Annotated in this window: 16 protein-coding genes; 12 read left to right on the plus strand and 4 right to left on the minus strand. The window is 59.4% G+C overall.

The window, feature by feature from the left end; genetic code table 11:
- Positions 1-16: 16 nt before the first annotated feature.
- From NE623_RS03570 to NE623_RS03590, 5 genes are all read left to right on the plus strand, one after another.
- Positions 17-646 (plus strand): 5-bromo-4-chloroindolyl phosphate hydrolysis family protein, encoded by a 630-nt coding sequence (locus NE623_RS03570; protein WP_256271636.1) that lies wholly within the window; start codon positions 17-19, stop codon positions 644-646.
- A gap of 15 nt (positions 647-661) precedes the next feature.
- Entirely contained in the window at positions 662-1846 is a 1185-nt protein-coding gene (locus tag NE623_RS03575; RefSeq protein WP_256271635.1) for a toxic anion resistance protein, read from the plus strand.
- Positions 1847-1852: 6 nt separating this feature from the next.
- On the plus strand, positions 1853-2488 hold the full coding sequence (locus tag NE623_RS03580) for a LemA family protein (RefSeq protein ID WP_256271634.1): 636 nt from the start codon (positions 1853-1855) through the stop codon (positions 2486-2488).
- A gap of 22 nt (positions 2489-2510) precedes the next feature.
- Entirely contained in the window at positions 2511-3521 is a 1011-nt protein-coding gene (locus NE623_RS03585; RefSeq protein WP_256271633.1) for a TPM domain-containing protein, read from the plus strand.
- Between the two features lie 72 nt (positions 3522-3593).
- Positions 3594-4361, plus strand: a complete 768-nt coding sequence (locus tag NE623_RS03590) for an SDR family NAD(P)-dependent oxidoreductase (RefSeq protein WP_256271632.1) — start codon at positions 3594-3596, stop codon at positions 4359-4361.
- A 109-nt stretch (positions 4362-4470) separates the two neighbouring features.
- Here NE623_RS03590 and aroF read toward each other — a convergent pair whose 3' ends face one another.
- Positions 4471-5490 carry a 3-deoxy-7-phosphoheptulonate synthase gene (aroF, locus tag NE623_RS03595; protein WP_256271631.1) on the minus strand — a complete coding sequence of 340 codons (1020 nt, stop codon included), beginning with the start codon at positions 5488-5490 and terminating at the stop codon, positions 4471-4473.
- Positions 5491-5689: 199 nt separating this feature from the next.
- Here aroF and ybaK point away from each other — a divergent pair, with 199 nt between their 5' ends.
- Positions 5690-6184, plus strand: a complete 495-nt coding sequence (gene ybaK / locus NE623_RS03600) for a Cys-tRNA(Pro) deacylase (RefSeq protein ID WP_256271630.1) — start codon at positions 5690-5692, stop codon at positions 6182-6184.
- Positions 6184-6900 carry a pseudouridine synthase gene (locus tag NE623_RS03605; protein WP_256271835.1) on the plus strand — a complete coding sequence of 239 codons (717 nt, stop codon included), beginning with the start codon at positions 6184-6186 and terminating at the stop codon, positions 6898-6900. Before ybaK ends, NE623_RS03605 begins: the two co-directional genes overlap by 1 nt.
- An 84-nt stretch (positions 6901-6984) precedes the next feature.
- Here the strand turns inward: NE623_RS03605 and NE623_RS03610 are convergent, their stop codons facing one another.
- Both NE623_RS03610 and NE623_RS03615 read right to left on the minus strand, forming a co-directional pair.
- On the minus strand, positions 6985-8073 hold the full coding sequence (locus NE623_RS03610; RefSeq protein ID WP_256271629.1) for a zinc ribbon domain-containing protein: 1089 nt from the start codon (positions 8071-8073) through the stop codon (positions 6985-6987).
- A 104-nt stretch (positions 8074-8177) separates the two neighbouring features.
- Complete coding sequence (locus NE623_RS03615; protein WP_256271628.1) at positions 8178-9347, minus strand: MFS transporter; 1170 nt, start codon at positions 9345-9347, stop codon at positions 8178-8180.
- Positions 9348-9473: 126 nt separating this feature from the next.
- Between NE623_RS03615 and NE623_RS03620 the strand changes: the two genes are divergently transcribed.
- Entirely contained in the window at positions 9474-10373 is a 900-nt protein-coding gene (locus tag NE623_RS03620) for an AraC family transcriptional regulator (protein ID WP_256271627.1), read from the plus strand.
- A 237-nt stretch (positions 10374-10610) separates the two neighbouring features.
- Here the strand turns inward: NE623_RS03620 and thrS are convergent, their stop codons facing one another.
- Positions 10611-12404, minus strand: coding sequence for a threonine--tRNA ligase (thrS, locus tag NE623_RS03625; RefSeq protein ID WP_256271626.1), 1794 nt, complete (start codon positions 12402-12404; stop codon positions 10611-10613).
- Positions 12405-12947: 543 nt separating this feature from the next.
- Between thrS and NE623_RS03630 the strand changes: the two genes are divergently transcribed.
- The 4 genes from NE623_RS03630 (at position 12948) to NE623_RS03645 (ending at position 16513) form a co-directional block, all read left to right on the plus strand.
- Positions 12948-13781 (plus strand): ABC transporter substrate-binding protein, encoded by an 834-nt coding sequence (locus tag NE623_RS03630; RefSeq protein WP_256271625.1) that lies wholly within the window; start codon positions 12948-12950, stop codon positions 13779-13781.
- A 209-nt stretch (positions 13782-13990) separates the two neighbouring features.
- On the plus strand, positions 13991-14758 hold the full coding sequence (locus NE623_RS03635) for an amino acid ABC transporter permease (protein WP_256271624.1): 768 nt from the start codon (positions 13991-13993) through the stop codon (positions 14756-14758).
- Complete coding sequence (locus tag NE623_RS03640; RefSeq protein ID WP_256271623.1) at positions 14745-15461, plus strand: amino acid ABC transporter ATP-binding protein; 717 nt, start codon at positions 14745-14747, stop codon at positions 15459-15461. The genes NE623_RS03635 and NE623_RS03640 overlap by 14 nt, the downstream gene beginning before the upstream one ends.
- Before the next feature lie 173 nt (positions 15462-15634).
- Positions 15635-16513: an ABC transporter permease gene (locus NE623_RS03645; protein ID WP_256271622.1), complete on the plus strand. Its 879-nt coding sequence runs from the start codon at positions 15635-15637 to the stop codon at positions 16511-16513.
- Positions 16514-16523 lie beyond the last annotated feature (10 nt).

The following is a 16523-nucleotide window of genomic DNA, read 5'->3' on the forward strand; positions in this document are numbered from 1 at the left end:
TAAGGAGGTGCCTGCAATGAGTAAATGGCAGGAGAAAACCAAACGCCCGGTGCTGCCGGTATATATGGCGGCGCTGGCGTGGCCCATTATGGCGCTGCTGGTGCCCATCTACACGCTGGGTGGCCTGGTGCTGACCGCTGTGGTCAGCGTGGCAGTCTACTTTGCAGGCACAAAGCTCTGCCCCACCCGCGTGGTGCGGGTGCCGGTTGCCTACGCCACCGGCAGTGAGGATGTGGACACGATGCTGACCGGCATTGCCGCCAATCTGGATGCACTGCACAAGCTGAACGAGACCATCCCCGACCCGCAGCTCTCCGCCGCAATGGACCGCATGGAAAAGGCGGGCCGCAGCATTGCCGCCGTGGTGGAGAAAACCCCCGATAAGGCGCGCAGCATCGACCGTTTTGCCCGCTACTACCTACCGGAGGTTGTCAAGCTGATGGGCACCTACGCCGCGTTGGAGCAGAACGGCGTGCGGGGCGAGAACGCCGCACAGATTGAAGCCGAGCTGCGCCGCAACGCCGAGACCACGGCCGCCGCCTTTGAAAACCAGCTGGACGCGCTGTACAGCGCCGAGGCAATGGATATTTCCACCGATATTGAGGTGCTGGACAGTATTCTGAAAAGCCAGAACCTTGCAAAATAAGAAAGGAAATGTATTATGGCTGACCTGAACAACGAGCTGAATCTGAACGTACCCGCCGCCCCTTCCCTGACGCTGGACGCAGCGCCTGCTGCCCCCACCCTGACGCTGGACCCCGTGGCCGACGAAAAGGTCATTGAGGAAAGCAAGAAGGCAACCCCTGTGCAGGTCGAGGACACCCCTCTCTCCCCCGAGGAGCAGAAGATGGTCAATGACTTTGCCGAGAAAATCGACATCACCAACTCCCAGATGGTGCTGCAGTACGGCGCCGCCAGCCAGAAAAAGCTGAGCGACTTCTCCGAGACGGCGCTCTCCCGCGTCAAGACCAAGGATATGGGCGAGACCGGCGAGCTGATTACCGGCCTGATTTCTGAGCTGCAGGGCTTTGACGCCGGTGCTGAGCAGCCCAAGGGCATCTTCGGCTTCTTTAAAAAGACCACCAACAGCATCGAACAGCTCAAGACCCGCTACGACAGCGCCGACAAGAACGTCGAGCGCATCAAGGCCCAGCTGGAGGATCATCAGGTCACCCTGATGAAGGACATCACGATGCTGGATAAGATGTACGAGCTGAACCTTGTCTACTTCAAGGAGCTGACGATGTACATCCTGGCGGGCAAGAAAAAGCTGGCCGAGGTCCGTGCCAATGACCTGAAGGCTGCGCAGGAGAAAGCCCAGCGCACCCAGCTGCCCGAGGATGCGCAGGCCGCCCGCGACCTTGCCGATTTGTGCGACCGCTTTGAGAAAAAGCTCTACGATCTGGAGCTGACCCGCAACGTCTCCATCCAGATGGGGCCGCAGATTCGACTGATTCAGTCCAATGACACGATGATGGCGGAAAAAATCCAGACCACCATCGTGAATACCATCCCTTTGTGGAAGAACCAGATGGTGCTGGCCCTCGGCATTGCCCACAGCCAGCAGGCCATGCAGGCCGAGCGCGCTGTGACCGATGCCACGAATGAGCTGCTGAAAAAGAACGCTGCTACGCTCAAGCAGGGCACCATTGAGATTGCCAAGGAGTCCGAGCGCGGTATTGTGGACATCGAGACGCTGCAGCAGACGAACAAGCAACTCATCGAGACGCTGGACGAGCTGAACAAAATCCGCGCCGACGGCAAGGTCAAGCGCGCCAACGCCGAGCAGGAGCTGGGCCGCATCGAGGGCGAGCTGCGCCAGAAGATGCTGGAAATCAACGGGTAAACGGCTATGCAGCTCGAACAGCAGGAAACCTTTGCCATCCACGGCCCGCAGCTTGAGGTGCTGGGAGAGGTGGAAACCAAGCTGCCCGCCCCCGCCAAAAAGCGCAGTACGGCCTCCCTTGTGCTGGTTGCGCTGGCACTGGTGTCGGTGTTCGGCATCGGCGGGGCCAAGCTGAAGGGCGTGTACAAGGATACCGCAAGGGTGTACACCGCAGCCGATAAGTACGGCCACAGCATACAGGGCGATTTTGAAACGCAGGCGGACGCCGCGGCCAACCTCATCAAGCAGGCCGGTTACGTGGACAATGCCCCGGCCGGGGCGCTGCAGACGGCGCAGGACGCGCTGACCGCGTGGAACGCGGCAGATGCCACCCCCGCCAGCCAGTACCAGGCCAACCGCCAGCTGTACAACGCGGTGGATTCGCTCTACGCCGCCCTGAACAACAAGGTGGACAGCACCACCCAGCGCACGCTGGATGACCAGTACAATGCCTTTGTTTCGGCGCAGGCCACGATTGAACGCGCCGCGGCGGAGTATAATCTCTCGGTGGATGACTACGAAAAGACGGTTTCGCAGTTCCCCGCCAGCCTGCTTGCCGGGCTGTGGGGTGCACAGACGCCGGAACGCTTTGCGGCCCAATAAGCCACAACAATAAGGAAAAGCTATGAAACTGAAAACATTTGCCAAACGCGCGGCGGCAGCCGGTGCGGTGCTGGCGGCCCTTGTGCTGACAGCGCTGCCGACACTGGCTGCGCCGGTGGTCGATGTGGATACCTCCAACGCGGTGGCTGACCACGCGGAAATTCTTTCCTCCACAACGGAACAATATGTCAACGATGTCTCGGCTAAACTGTCGGACGCCTGCGGTGCGCAGATTGGCGTCTACACGGTCGAAGAACTGCTGGGCAACACAACGATGGAGGGCTTTGCCTACAACGTCTTTAATGATTGGGGGCTCGGCTCTGCCGACCAGGACAACGGAGTATTGTTGTTGCTGGCCCCCTATGAGGCAGACGGCGGCGACTACTACATTATGCGCGGCTCCGGGCTGGAAAGCCGGTTGAGCATCAGCACGCTGGGCTCGCTGCTGGATGAGTATATGGAACCGTACTGGGCCACAGGTGATTATGACACAGGCACGCAGAAAACCGTGGAGGCACTGGCCAACCGGCTGTGCAGCATCTACGGTGTAACGCTGGACAGCGGCTACAGTGCAAACACATCCGAAGGCGGCGGTGGAAGCATTATGGGCTGGATTCTCATAATCGTTGCCGTGATTCTTGTTATCTGGATTATCACGGTGTCGCTGCGCCCCCGCGGCCCGCGCCCCCCGCGTGGCGGCGGATACGGCGGCAGTGTAGGCAATAACCTGTTCTGGTACAATATGGGCCGTGCGTCCCGACGTCCGCGCCGTCCGCCACCGCCTCCTCCCCCGCCCCGCGGCGGCTTCGGTGGCCCCGGCTATGGCCCCGGCCCGGGCGGTCCTCGTCCCGGCGGGCCGAGACCCGGCGGTGGCCCGCGTCCCTCGGGCGGCGGGTTCCGTTCGGGCGGCGGCTTCAGCAGCGGTGGCGGTGTAGGCCGCAGCCGTCCTTCCGGCGGCTCGCGCCCCTCGGGTGGCGGCTTCCGCGCAGGCGGCGGCTCTACCCGCGGCGGCGGTGTTGGGCGGCATCATTGAGGATGTCTTAAAAAACAAAGCGCCTTTCTCCCGCGGGGGAAAGGCCTTTTTTGTACACAAAGGAGGTCCCTTATGCCTAAATTTGCAGTAATCACAGGTGCCAGCTCCGGTATTGGCGCAGAGTTTGCGCGGCAGCTGTCGGCCCGCGGCTATAATCTGCTGCTGGTGGCGCGCCGCGCCGACCGGCTGGAAAAGCTGTCCAACCAGCTGACATCGGTCTGCGAGATTATGACCGCCGATCTCTCCAAGAAAAGCGAGTGCCTGCGCCTGGTCAATGCGCTGGAAAACCGCCGGGTGGATTTGTTCATCAACAACGCGGGCTTTGGCGACTGCGGGCCGTTTTTGCAGACCGAGCTGGACAAGGATCTGGATATGATTTCGGTCAACATCCGGGCTTTACACATCCTGACAAAGAAAATCGGCCAAAAGCTCTATAAGCAGGGCTTCGGCGCGCTGTTGAACGTTGGCTCCTGTGCGGGGCTGATGCCGGCTGGCCCCTATATGGCCACCTACTACGCGACAAAGGCCTACGTTGTCAGCCTGACAAGCGCGCTGGCGCGGGAGCTGAAGGAGAGCCGCAGCCCGGTCTATGTGGGGTGCCTCTGCCCCGGGCCGGTGAACACCGAGTTCAACGCGGTGGCCAACGTGGAGTTTGCCCTGCGGGGCATCACGCCGGAATACTGCGTGCGCTGTGCGCTGGACGGTATGGCCCGCCGCAGGACGGTCATTGTGCCCGGCCCGCTGGTAGCCGCCGGTATGACGCTGGGCCGGTTCCTGCCGCGCCCGGTGTATATCAAGATTGCCGCCCACCAGCAGCGGAAGAAGCTGTACAAAAAGTAAATAGCAGAAATAAAGCAGCGGCTGCCCGAATTCAGGCAGTCGCTGTTTTGATAGGCCGGAATGGGCCGAATGTGCGGTTTACGGTTTGCCGCTGCAGTGAAAAAGTGCGTTAATTCAGCGTCTTGCCGAAGAATTCCAGCTCGGGCTTAATGGTTTTCATCAGGTTATCAAACTGGTCGGGGGTCAGGCTCTGGGCGCCGTCACTCTTGGCCTTGGCGGGGTCATTGTGCGTCTCAATCATCAGGCCGTCCGCGCCGACTGCCACGGCAGCCTGCGCCAGCGCGGGCACCATAAAGGCAATGCCTGCGGCGTGGCTGGGGTCAATGACAACCGGCAGATGGGTCATCTTTTTCAGCATAGGCACAGCGGAAATATCCAGTGTGTTGCGCATGCTCGTCTCAAAGGTGCGGATGCCGCGCTCACACAGAACCACGTTGGGGTTGCCCTCGGCCATGATGTACTCGGCGCTCATGACCAGCTCCTCCAGCGTGGAGGAGAGGCCGCGTTTGAGCAGAACCGGCACATTCAGCTTGCCAACCGCCTTCAGCAGCTCAAAGTTCTGCATATTGCGCGCACCAATCTGAATCATATCGACCTTGGCATCGAGGAACAGCGGGATGTGCTCGTTGTCCATCAGCTCGGTCACGATGGGCTGGCCGGTGACTTTGCGGGCCTCCTGCAGCAGCTCCAGACCCTCGGCGCGCAGACCCTGGAAGCTGTAGGGGCTGGTGCGGGGCTTGAACGCGCCGCCGCGCAGGATGCTGGCACCGGCGGCCTGCACACGCTGGGCCACGTAGGTAATCTGCTCCTTGCTCTCGACGCTGCAGGGGCCGCTCATCACGGCAAAATAGCCGCCGCCGATTTTGTGCCCGCCCACGTCCACAACGGTATCATCCGGGTGGAACTTGCGGTTGGCTTTCTTGTACGGTTCGGACACGCGGCGGCAGGTTTCAACCACCGGGTTGGCCAGCACCCAGCTCTCAGCCAGAGCCTTGGTATCGCCAATCAGGCCCAGAATGTGGGTGTCGCTGCCGACGGAATCGTTAATCTGGTAGCCCATGCTGTTCAGTTCCTTGCAGAATGCCTGCACCTTGTCAGCGGGGGCGTGTTGTTTCAGTACGATAATCATTTTGGTGTTCTCCTATCTCTTACACGGCTTATATTTCTCAATGACGGTATTCTAACACTTTAAAGCGCTAAAGTCAACCCCTCTTGCGAAAATTGTTGGGGGGATTTATAATAGGAAGGTATCCGAGGCAAACCGACAGGCAGAGACGCAGGGCCGGGCCCGCCCGGCCCCTACAGCACAATATATAGGAGCTAAAAATATGGCAAAAGAAGCAAAAACCAACGCAATGCGTATGCTGGAACGGGCCAAGGTGGCCTACACGGCGCATGAATACCCCCATGAGGAGGGGCAGGCCGTGGACGGCGCCAATGTGGCGCGGCTGACCGGGCAGGACCCGGCCAAGGTGTTCAAGACGCTGGTAACGCAGGGCGCAGACCGCAACTACTATGTTTTTGTGGTGCCGGTGCTGGCCGAGCTGGATTTGAAAAAAGCCGCCAAGGCCGCGGGCGTCAAGAGCGTGGCGATGATTCACGTGGCGGACATCAACAAGGTCACCGGCTACATCCGCGGCGGCTGCAGCCCGGTGGGCATGAAAAAACAGTTCGTGACCGTCTATGACGAGAGCTGTCTGACACAGGAGACAATGCTGGTTTCCGGCGGGCGCATTGGCACCCAGATTGAGTGTGCCCCGCAGGACCTCATCAAGGCAACTCGCGGCAAAACGGCGGCCATCACATTGGAGCACGAAGCATGATGCGGTTGGACAAGTACCTGGCGGAGCGCACCGGTATGACCCGCAGCGAGAGCCGCAAGGCCGTGACGAAGGGCCGCGTCATGGTGGGGAGCATGGTCTGCCGCAAGGCGGACACCCAGCTTGACGAGCATACGGCCGAGGTTGCGCTGGACGGCACGCCGCTGGCGGGTGCATACCAGAAATTTGTTTATATTATGCTGAACAAGCCGGAGGGCGTTGTCAGCGCCAGCCGTGACAAAAAAGATACCACTGTGGTGGATCTGGTCGCGGCGGACTTTCCGCGGCGGGAGCTGTTCCCCGCCGGGCGGCTGGACAAGACCAGCACCGGCTTTGTGCTGCTGACCGACGACGGTGCACTGGCGCATGACATCCTCTCCCCTGCTCACCACGTGGAGAAGCAGTATGTTGTTACGCTCGACACCCCGCTGACCGAGGAGATGCGCCGCGGCTTTGCGGCGGGGGTGACGCTGGCGGACGGCGAAACAATGACCCCCGCGGGCGTGGAGCCGCTGAACGGTAATGGTCTGACTGTGCTGGTCACGCTGCGGCAGGGTGTCTACCACCAGATTAAGCGGATGTTCGGCGTGTTTGGAGCAGGCGTGAATGCCCTGCACCGGCAGAGCATCGGCGGCGTGGTGCTGGATGCCGCACTGGCCCCCGGCCAATGGCGGGAGCTGACGGAGGAAGAAGTGGAGAAATTGCGGCAGAAGGTGTGATTGCAACCGCACGGCAGGGCCGGACAGGTCCGCCCCTGCAACGCTATAAAAAAATCGACCACTCATTTTTGAGTGGCCGTTTTTTTATTCATGCACATACACCGTTTCACTGGGGGTCAGCGTCACGGTAAAATCCATATCGCTGTAATTGGAGAGCGTGACCTCGGTGTCCTCGGTCAGGGTGATGTGGCGGAGCGTATCGACATAGTCGGGGTCGCCGTAGAGCCATGCGCTGCAGTACATCGTGCGGGTGTTCTCCATCGGCAGGACAAAGGAAAAATATCCGGTGCCCGCCGTGCAGGTCACATCGTAGACACCCGGCTCAATGTCCTCCCCGACCAGAAGATACAGGCTCTCATCGCTGCCGCTGAGGGTGTATGCCGCATCGCCGACCACCGGATTGGGGGCGGTCTCAGCGGGCAGCGCATCGACCTGGGCGTTGCTGCTGTGGAAGTACAGTGTGCCATTGCCGCTCAGAAACAGCACAGTACCTGACGGCAGCGGCACATCGTCCCGCTCACTGTCGCTGGCGTCATAGCCGTTTGTGGACAGATCCTCGTAGATTTCAACACCGTGCTCATCGCTGACGATGTGCAGGTCAATGGATGTATTGCTCTCGGCACACTGGATGGTGTAGGTGCCCTCGGGCAGATCCTGCCCTACGGTGTACAGGCCCGCAGTCAGGTCGCCGTCCCAGTCCGCACCTGCGGCGGGTACAGTGCCGCGCAGATCGTCATAGGCGTTGCTGTAGGCCTCTATTGCCTGTTCCTCGGGCTCGGGGATAGGGGCGGATGTGCTGCGCTGCAGCAAGAGATAGAGGGCGGGCAGCAGCAGGAATAGCGCCGCCGTGATAAGACTCCATGCGGCAGTGGCTGTACGCTTGGCGGTGCGTATCCCGGCACGGCGGACGGTGCGCACAACGGCGCGCGGTGCCTCGTGCCGGTCGGAGCCGCTTTCATGGACGTGGGCGGTGCGCTCCTCCTCGGCGTAGCCCTCCACATCGGGGCGGCCGCCCTGGGGACGCACGCGGTGCAGGACATCCTCGCCGTTGACGCGGTGATAGTGGGCGCTCTCGCCGCGCAGGGTGTAGGTGTGCTCGGGAGGAATGGGCAAGCCACATTCCTCACACCGGCCATTGACAACCCGCCCGCCGCATAAGCTGCATTTTTGCATGATGGACACCTCCTTATTTACACCATTATACAGGATATTACAACAAAAGAACAGTGGTTGGTGAAAATAAAGTGTGCCTTCCTCTGCAGGGGAAGGCAACGGCCTTACGAATTTTCTGCCCGTCTTGCGGCGGTCTTTTTGTGGAGCTGCTCAGACAGAACTGCCATCAGCACCAGCATGAGAAGCAGGAAAAACGGGTAGAGCTGCATGGTGATATTCTGCGCCAGCACGCCGAACAGCGGCGAAAGCAGCGTGGTGCCGGTGTAGGCCGCAGCCATCTGCACCCCGGTCATGGCCATGCTCAGACTTTTGCCGAAGTTGGCGGGTGTCTCGTGGATGATGCTGGGGTAAATCGGCGCGCAGCCAAGCCCAATGGTGACAAGGCCCACCAGCAGCAGTGCATTGCCCGGAAGAAGCACCAGCGCAATGCCCACGGCAATGAGTGCCTGCCCCAGGCGGATCATCTGGTGGTCGTTGAACTTCATCGTCAGGAAACCGCTTAAAAATCGCCCGATGGTGATGCCTGCATAGAACAGGCTGGCCCAGCTGGCGGCGGTTACGGCGTCCAGACCGCGTACCAGCGTGCAGTAGCTGGCAGCCCACATGCCGGTGACCGTCTCAACGCCGGAATAACAGGCAAAGCAGCAGAGCACCTCCGGCACGCCGGGAACCTTCAGCAGCTGCGGCAGGGTACGGTGTTCGGGGGTGAAATCCTCGCCCGCGGCCTCCGCAGGGGTTTTCCACAGCGGCAGACTGAACACGATGACGGCCGTCAGCACGATTTGCAGAATCGAGATGATGCGGTAGCCACTCTGCCAGCTGCCGCCTGCCAGTGCCCAACCCATAATGACCGGGCCGCCCGCGGCGCCCAGACCCCACATACAATGCAGCCAGCTCATGTGGCGGCTTTCGTAGTGCAAGGCTACGTAGTTGTTCAGCGCGGCGTCCACACTGCCGGCGCCCAGACCATAGGGAATGGCCCAGACGCAGAGCTGCCAGAACTGGGAACAGGTGGAGAAGCCGAACAGCGCCACCGCGGTTGTGGCAACACTGAGCGCGGTGACCTTGCCGGTGCCAAGGCGGCCGTTGAGCCAGTCACTGGCCAGGCTGGACACGATGGTCCCGGCAGAGATAATCATGGACACGCCCCCGGCCCAGGACACCCCTGCGCCAAGCGGGGCATACATGGACGGCCAGGCCGCACCCAGCAGTGCATCCGGCAGGCCCAGACTGATGAACGCCAGATAGATAACTGGCAAAAGCATAGATACCATAAGAAATCCCTCTTGACTTTCTGTAGCGATGATACTATGATTATATCATCAAATGTGGCGAAATTGTGCGATAAAATCCCCAAAATGCCGGTACAATTTCGCCAAAAACAGGAGGGAAAGCAGGACATGGCACTTTCGACGTGCAGAACGGTTACGGACGATTCCGCAAGAGAACTGCTGAAGCACGGAACCCCGGCCTTCCCCATCGCCTGCTACCACGATGATTTGCAGGCAGAGCCTGTGCCGTGGCACTGGCATGAGGAACTGGAGGTCCTGCTGGTCAGCGAGGGCACGATACTGGCCACCGCAGCCGGGGAAAAGTACCGGCTGACCGTGGGCGAGGGATTGTTTATCAACGCGGGGGTGCTGCATGGGGACTGGCCGCTGAACGCCGGGCCCTGCCGCCTGCACAGCATGGTGTTTCACCCGCGGCTGGTGGGCGGCAGCCCGGACAGCGTTTTCTGGCAGAAATATCTGCAGCCGCTGCTGACAGACCCCAGCCGCCCCTGTGCCGTGTTGCGCCCACAGGTGGATTGGCAGCGTGAAACGATGGAAAATATGGAGCGTGCGTTCCGCGCCGTCGTGAACGAGGTGCCGGGGTATGAGTTCAAAACCCGCGCAGCACTGTCGGAAATGATGTACCAGCTGGTAACCCGCGCCCCGGCGGTGCAGGCTATGCCCAAAAAGGCACTGCGCAGCGCCGACCGCATCAAGACGATGCTGCAATTCATTCAGGAGCACTATGCCGAGGATGTCTCGGTCGATCAAATTGCCGCCAGCGCCGCTATCAGCCCCAGCGAATGTCTGCGGTGCTTCCACGATATGATCGGTACAACGCCGAACCAGTACCTGCGGGAGCAGCGTGCCCAGCGGGCAGCGGAGCTGCTGTGTAGTACCGGCCTGCAAGTGGCGGAAATTGCGCTGCAGTGCGGTTTTCAGGATGCCAGCTACTTTGCCCGAGCCTTCCGGCAGGTGTACGGCTGCGGCCCTACAGAGTACCGCCGCAAAGCCCGGCGCGGGGTGTGAAGGCAAACGGCATTTTAAGATGAGGCTGGCCCTCATCAGTCACCTTCGGTGACAGCTTCCCCCGCAGGGGAAGCCAAAATGCCTTCTCCTGCGGGAGAAGGTGGCGCAAAGCGCCGGATGAGGGGCCCGACCTTCCGCAAGCACCCGCCTGCCGCGGTGCTCGCCCAGCAAAATCTGCACATAAACATAAAATTGCCACCGCAGCTTGGCTACCGCGGTGGCAATTCTGTTTACAGCTTACTGGCTGTTATTCTTGCGAGTTTTGATCTCGTCAACGACCTGAGCAATGAAGGCGTCCAGCTCCATCGTGGTGGTGTCGCCCTTGCGGTCACGCACGCTGATGTTGTTGGCCTCGACCTCCTTAGCACCCAAAACCAGCATATAGGGCACGCGGTCGACCTGCTGTGCCTGACGAATCTTGTAGCCAATCTTCTCGTTGGACTCGTCCAGCACTACGCGGACACCGGCGGCCTGCAGCTTGGCGGCGACCTCCTTGGCGTAGTCCAGCGTCTTTTCACTGACCGGCAGCACCTTGACCTGCGTGGGGGCCAGCCAGGTCGGGAAGCGGCCCTTGGTCTCCTCAATCAGGTAGGCCATGAAACGGTCCAGAGAGCCGAGGATGGCGCGGTGCAGCACGACGGGGGTCTTTTCGCTGCCGTCCTTGTCCACATAGGTCAGGTGGAACTTGGCGGGCAGGCAGAAGTCCAGCTGGCAGGTGGACAGCGTGTACTCAGCACCGACAGCAGGCTTGACGTTGACGTCCAGCTTCGGGCCATAGAAGGCAGCCTCGCCGATTTCCTCGGTGAAGTGGATGCCCAGCTCGGTCAGAACCTCGCGCAGGGCGTTCTCGGCATGGTTCCACATGGCGTCATCGTCATGGTACTTCTTCTTGTCGGCGGGGTCACGCAGGGACAGCACACAGCGGTAATCGGTGATGTTGAAGTCCTTGTAAACGTCAAAAATCAGCGCGCAGACATCGGCAACCTCGCTCTTGATCTGCTCGGGCGTGCAGAACAGGTGGGCGTCGTTCTGGCAGAAGTGACGGCCGCGCTCAATGCCCTTCAGCGTGCCGGAGGACTCATAGCGAAAGTCATGGGCAATCTCGCCGATGCGGATGGGCAGCTGACGGTAGCTGTGCGGCTGGTTGGCGTAGATCATCATGTGATGGGGGCAGTTCATCGGGCGCAGAACATAGCTCTCGCCCTCCATCTCCATCGCAGGGAACATATTCTCACGGTAGTGATCCCAGTGGCCGGAGGTCTTGTACAGGTTCACAGTGCCGATGCAGGGGGTCATAACGTGCAGATAGCCGCGCTCGCGCTCCTTGCCCTTAATATAATCCTCCAGCTGCTGCCAGACGGTGTAGCCGTTGGGCAGGAACATCGGCAGGCCGCGACCGACCAGATCATCGGTCATGAACAGGCGCATTTCCTTGCCAATCTTGCGGTGGTCGCGCTCGCGGGCCTCCTGCTGCTGCTTCTCCCAGGCGTCCAGCTCCTCCTGATTGTGGAAGGCAACGCCGTTGATGCGGGTCAGCATCTTGTTCTCTTTATCGTTCTTCCAGTAAGCGCCGGACTGCTGGGTGATCTTGAACGCCTTCAGCGCCTTGGTGTAGGTCAGGTGGGGTCCGATGCACATATCGACGTACTCGCCCTGCTGGAAGAAGCTGAACTCGGTCTCGTCAGCCAGATCGGCCATATGCTCGATCTTGTAATGCTCCTGGCGCTCCTCCATCAGCTTGACGGCCTCATCGCGGGGCAGGATGAACGGCTTGATGGGAAGATTTTCCTTACAAATCTTCTTCATCTCTTTCTCGATGGCGGCCAGATCCTCGTCGGTCAGCTTGGTATCGCCGAGGTCAACGTCATAGTAGAAGCCGTTTTCAGTGGCGGGGCCGAAGGCGAAATCAGCCTGCGGATACAGGCGCTTGATGGCCTGTGCCATGATATGGGCAGCCGTGTGGCGCAGAACGTGCAGTTCCTCTTCCTGCGGGCACTCGGCAACAGTGCCGTCTTTGTAGATGATCTTCATTGTGATACGCTCCTTTTGCTGTTGGATAAATAAAAAATGCTTCACCCCTCGCGTTCAAAAGGGATGAAGCATATAAAAGCTCCACGGTTCCACCCAGATTGCGCCTGCCTATATATCCTAATATATAAGGTAAGCACCACTCACGTAGGCTGTAACGGGCCGCGCCCGGCGGAGGTTCGCCCCCGCGCTCGGCAGTGGTAAGGAAGCAGGCACCAACAAAACCGCTTGCAGCACGTGAGGATTCACGGCGGTTCTCTCTGTTGTGGTGTACTGCACCCCGTTTGTCTGCCTCATGGCTTTGTACAGGATGAAGTTAAGTTATTTATAGCACAAGCCGGGTGGGAAGTCAAGCAGAAAATTTTTCCCCGCCAGTTTGCACAAAAAAGTGGGTTCTCCCCTGCGCGGGGCACACAAAACGCCGAAGTTGCAAAATATTCATTGACTTTACATATTTATGCAACTATACTGTATACATCAGCCAAGTGAGGGCTTGGCTGGCACGGTATTTTACATTTTATAAAGATAAGATAAGAGGGAAATCACATGAAAAAGCTCACTGCTCTGATGCTCAGCTCCGCTATGATGCTGAGCCTGGCCGCCTGCGGCGGCTCCGCTTCCACCGACACTGCCTCCAGCGAGGCCGCTTCCTCCGAGGCTGCTTCCAGCGAAGAGACCGCCACCGGCGAGGCTGCCGAGCTGACCACCGTCAACGCCGGCAAGCTGACCATGTCCACCAACGCCGCCTTCCCCCCGTATGAGATGACCACCGACAGCGGCGACTTTGAGGGCATTGACATTGATGTCGCCGCCGCTGTCGCCGAAAAGCTCGGTCTGGAGCTGCAGATTGACGATATGGACTTTGACGCTGCCCTGCTGGCCGCCCAGAACGGCAAGAGCGATATGGTTATGGCCGGTGTCACCGTCACCGACGAGCGCCTGAAGGTTATGGACTTCTCTGACACCTATGCCGAGGGCATCCAGTCCATCATCGTGCCCGAGGACTCTGACATTGCCACCGTGGATGACCTTTCCGGCAAGGCCATCGGCACCCAGCGCGGCACCACCGGCTACATCTACTGCACCGATGATTTCGGCGAGGATAACGTTATCGCCTACGACGACGGCCTGACCGCTGTGCAGGCTCTGAACAATGGTCAGGTTGACGCCGTTGTCATCGACAACGCCCCGGCCAAGGCCTTTGCGGAGGCTAACCCCGGCCTGAAGATTCTGGACACTGCCTATGCGCAGGAGGATTATGCCATCGGCGTTGCCAAGGGCAACACCGAGCTGCTGAATGCTATCAACGGCGCACTGGAGGAGCTGCAGCAGGACGGCACCCTGCAGGCCATCGTGGACAAGTACATCACCGCTGAATAACGCGTTTTGCATCAAGCAGAAGGGCACGCCGGTAACGCGGCGCGCTTTTCTTTTGTACATTGTGGTTTTCCCTGTAACTATGCTATAATAAAAAACAGGATGTAAGGCGGGGTGGCCCCACCCTGCCGCGGCGGCCTGAGGTCAGGCCGCCCTATATACATCCCGGCAGATTCAATCTATACACTATACTAAGAAAGGTTGTGTTGCGGATGGAGGCACAGTTTGAAGCGCTTTCAGAGCTGGTTAAAAGCGGCCAGAAGCTGAGCTTTGGGCAGGACTTCTTCGTCAAATTCTACCAGGCATTTCTTTATTCGGACCGCTGGCAGCAGTATATCAAGGGCGTGGGCACTACCCTGCTGGTCACGGCCATTGCGCTGGTGCTGGGCGTTGTGCTGGGCGCCATTGTGGCTATGATTCGCGTGGGCCATGCACAGCAGAAGCCCCACCACCATAACCTGGTGCTGGGTGTGTTCAACGCCATTGCCAAGGTCTATGTCACGGTTATCCGCGGCACGCCCATGATGGTGCAGCTGCTGATTATGAGCATGGTGGTCTTTGCCAGCAGCCGCAACTTCACGATGGTCGGTGCGCTGGCGCTGGGCATCAACTCCGGCGCGTATGTGTCGGAAATCATCCGCGGCGGCCTGATGGCGGTAGACCCCGGCCAGATGGAGGCCGGGCGCAGCCTGGGTCTTAACTATATGACCACGATGTTTGAAATCATCATCCCGCAGGCTATCCGCTCCATCCTGCCTGCGCTGGGCAATGAGTTCATCATGCTGCTGAAGGACTCTTCGCTGATTACGGTCATCGGCGGCAAGGAGCTGCTGTATGCGGCGCAGGGCATTATGAACCGCACCTACGAGCCTATGTTCCCCTTGCTGGGCGTTGCGGCCGTCTATCTGGTGCTGGTTATGCTGTTCAGCGCGCTGCTGGCAAAATTTGAGAGGAGGCTGGCACAAAGTGATAGACGTTAAAGGACTGAAAAAGAGCTACGGCGGTCTGCAGGTGCTCAAGGGCGTGGACCTGACCATCAACAAGGGCGACTGCGTTGTGCTGGTCGGCCCTTCCGGTTGCGGCAAGTCCACCTTTCTGCGCTGCCTGAACCATCTGGAGGAGCCGGACGGCGGGCATATCATCTTCAATGGCAAGGAAGTCACCGACCATGACATTGACCACGTGCGCCAGAAGATGGGCATGGTGTTCCAGCATTTCAACCTCTTCCCCCACCTGACAGTGAAGAAGAACATCACGCTGGCGCCGGTGCGCCTGGGCCTGATGAAGCAGGACGAGGCCGACAAGAGAGCGATGGAGCTGCTGGGACGCATCGGTCTGGCCGACAAGGCGGACACCTACCCCAATATGCTGTCCGGCGGCCAGAAACAGCGCATTGCCATTGTGCGTGCGCTGGCCATGAACCCTGATGTACTGCTGTTTGACGAGCCGACCTCCGCACTTGACCCGGAGATGGTCGGCGAGGTGCTGGAGCTGATGAAGGAGCTGGCCCGCGGCGGTATGACGATGGTCTGCGTTACCCATGAGATGGGCTTTGCCCGCGAGGTTGCCAACCGCATCATCTTTATTGATGAGGGCGTTGTCAAGGTGGACAAGCCCCCCAAGGAATTTTTTGCCAACCCCGAAAACGAGCGCCTGAAGGCATTTTTGTCCAAGGTGCTGTAATAATGCACGCCACCGGCCCACCAACAATGGGCCGGTTTTTCGTTTGCCCTCCCCTGCTTTTCCGGTCTCTTGTGCGTGAAACGTTGATTCTTTGCGCAATATGTGGTAAAATAGCACTATTATTATGGATAACTATGCAACCTTACATTTACACATAAGGAACAGGTATTGATATGGCTGAAAATTTGCAAACCACCCGCCCGGCCGATGAAGGCTGGACCACCATTATACGCCCCCACACCGGCTGGTTCGACATTGACCTGCAGGAGCTCTGGCGCTATCGTGACCTTGTCACGATGTTCGTCAAGCGCAATTTTACCGTGCTGTACAAGCAGACGATTCTGGGCCCGGCGTGGATTATCCTGAACCCGCTTATCACCACCGTTATCTTTAACGTTGTGTTCGGCGGTATGGCCAATATGCCGACCGACGGCGTGCCCGGCTTCCTGTTTTATATGGCGGGCAACACAGTGTGGACCTTCTTTGCCAACTGCGTCAACAACACGGCCAACACTTTTGTGACCAACTCGCAGGTGTTCGGCAAGGTGTACTTCCCCCGTTTGACCATGCCCATCAGTCAGGTGCTGACAAGCCTTATTAACTTCGGGATTCAGGCGGCGATGTACCTGATTTTCTGGGTGTACTTCTTTGCCACCGGCAGCGGCGTGACCTTCACGCTGTGGGTGTTGGCGGTACCCTTCGTTATGCTGGAGGTTATGCTGCTGGGCCTTGGCGTGGGCATCATCGTCTCCTCGCTGACCACGAAGTACCGCGATTTGGCCATCGCCGTGGGCTTTGGCGTGCAGCTGTGGATGTATGCCTCCCCGGTAGTCTACCCGCTGTCGATGCTGGATAACTCCCCCCGGCTGAAAATCCTTATCCAGCTCAACCCGATGACCTCCCCGATTGAGATTTTCCGTATGGCTACGCTGGGCACCGGCACGGTCACGGGCTTTGGCATCGTGTACAGTCTGGTGTTCACCCTTGCGGCGCTGGTGCTGGGCGTGGTGCTGTTCAGCCGCATTGAAAAGACCTTTATGGATACCGTGTAAGAAAGGGGCG

This window comes from Gemmiger formicilis (assembly GCF_024462815.1).
Classification (GTDB): Bacteria; Bacillota; Clostridia; order Oscillospirales; family Ruminococcaceae; genus Gemmiger.

Excerpts from the sequence above, each read along its gene's own strand:
- NE623_RS03605 (WP_256271835.1), top strand. The coding sequence starts at position 6,184 with ATGCGGTTGGACAAGTACCTGGCGGAGCGCACCGGTATGACCCGCAGC.
- NE623_RS03580 (WP_256271634.1), top strand. The coding sequence starts at position 1,853 with ATGCAGCTCGAACAGCAGGAAACCTTTGCCATCCACGGCCCGCAGCTT.
- aroF (WP_256271631.1), bottom strand. The coding sequence starts at position 5,490 with ATGATTATCGTACTGAAACAACACGCCCCCGCTGACAAGGTGCAGGCA.
- NE623_RS03630 (WP_256271625.1), top strand. The coding sequence starts at position 12,948 with ATGAAAAAGCTCACTGCTCTGATGCTCAGCTCCGCTATGATGCTGAGC.
- ybaK (WP_256271630.1), top strand. The coding sequence starts at position 5,690 with ATGGCAAAAGAAGCAAAAACCAACGCAATGCGTATGCTGGAACGGGCC.
- NE623_RS03575 (WP_256271635.1), top strand. The coding sequence starts at position 662 with ATGGCTGACCTGAACAACGAGCTGAATCTGAACGTACCCGCCGCCCCT.
- NE623_RS03585 (WP_256271633.1), top strand. The coding sequence starts at position 2,511 with ATGAAACTGAAAACATTTGCCAAACGCGCGGCGGCAGCCGGTGCGGTG.
- NE623_RS03610 (WP_256271629.1), bottom strand. The coding sequence starts at position 8,073 with ATGCAAAAATGCAGCTTATGCGGCGGGCGGGTTGTCAATGGCCGGTGT.
- NE623_RS03570 (WP_256271636.1), top strand. The coding sequence starts at position 17 with ATGAGTAAATGGCAGGAGAAAACCAAACGCCCGGTGCTGCCGGTATAT.
- NE623_RS03635 (WP_256271624.1), top strand. The coding sequence starts at position 13,991 with ATGGAGGCACAGTTTGAAGCGCTTTCAGAGCTGGTTAAAAGCGGCCAG.
- NE623_RS03615 (WP_256271628.1), bottom strand. The coding sequence starts at position 9,347 with ATGGTATCTATGCTTTTGCCAGTTATCTATCTGGCGTTCATCAGTCTG.
- NE623_RS03590 (WP_256271632.1), top strand. The coding sequence starts at position 3,594 with ATGCCTAAATTTGCAGTAATCACAGGTGCCAGCTCCGGTATTGGCGCA.
- NE623_RS03645 (WP_256271622.1), top strand. The coding sequence starts at position 15,635 with ATGGCTGAAAATTTGCAAACCACCCGCCCGGCCGATGAAGGCTGGACC.
- NE623_RS03620 (WP_256271627.1), top strand. The coding sequence starts at position 9,474 with ATGGCACTTTCGACGTGCAGAACGGTTACGGACGATTCCGCAAGAGAA.
- thrS (WP_256271626.1), bottom strand. The coding sequence starts at position 12,404 with ATGAAGATCATCTACAAAGACGGCACTGTTGCCGAGTGCCCGCAGGAA.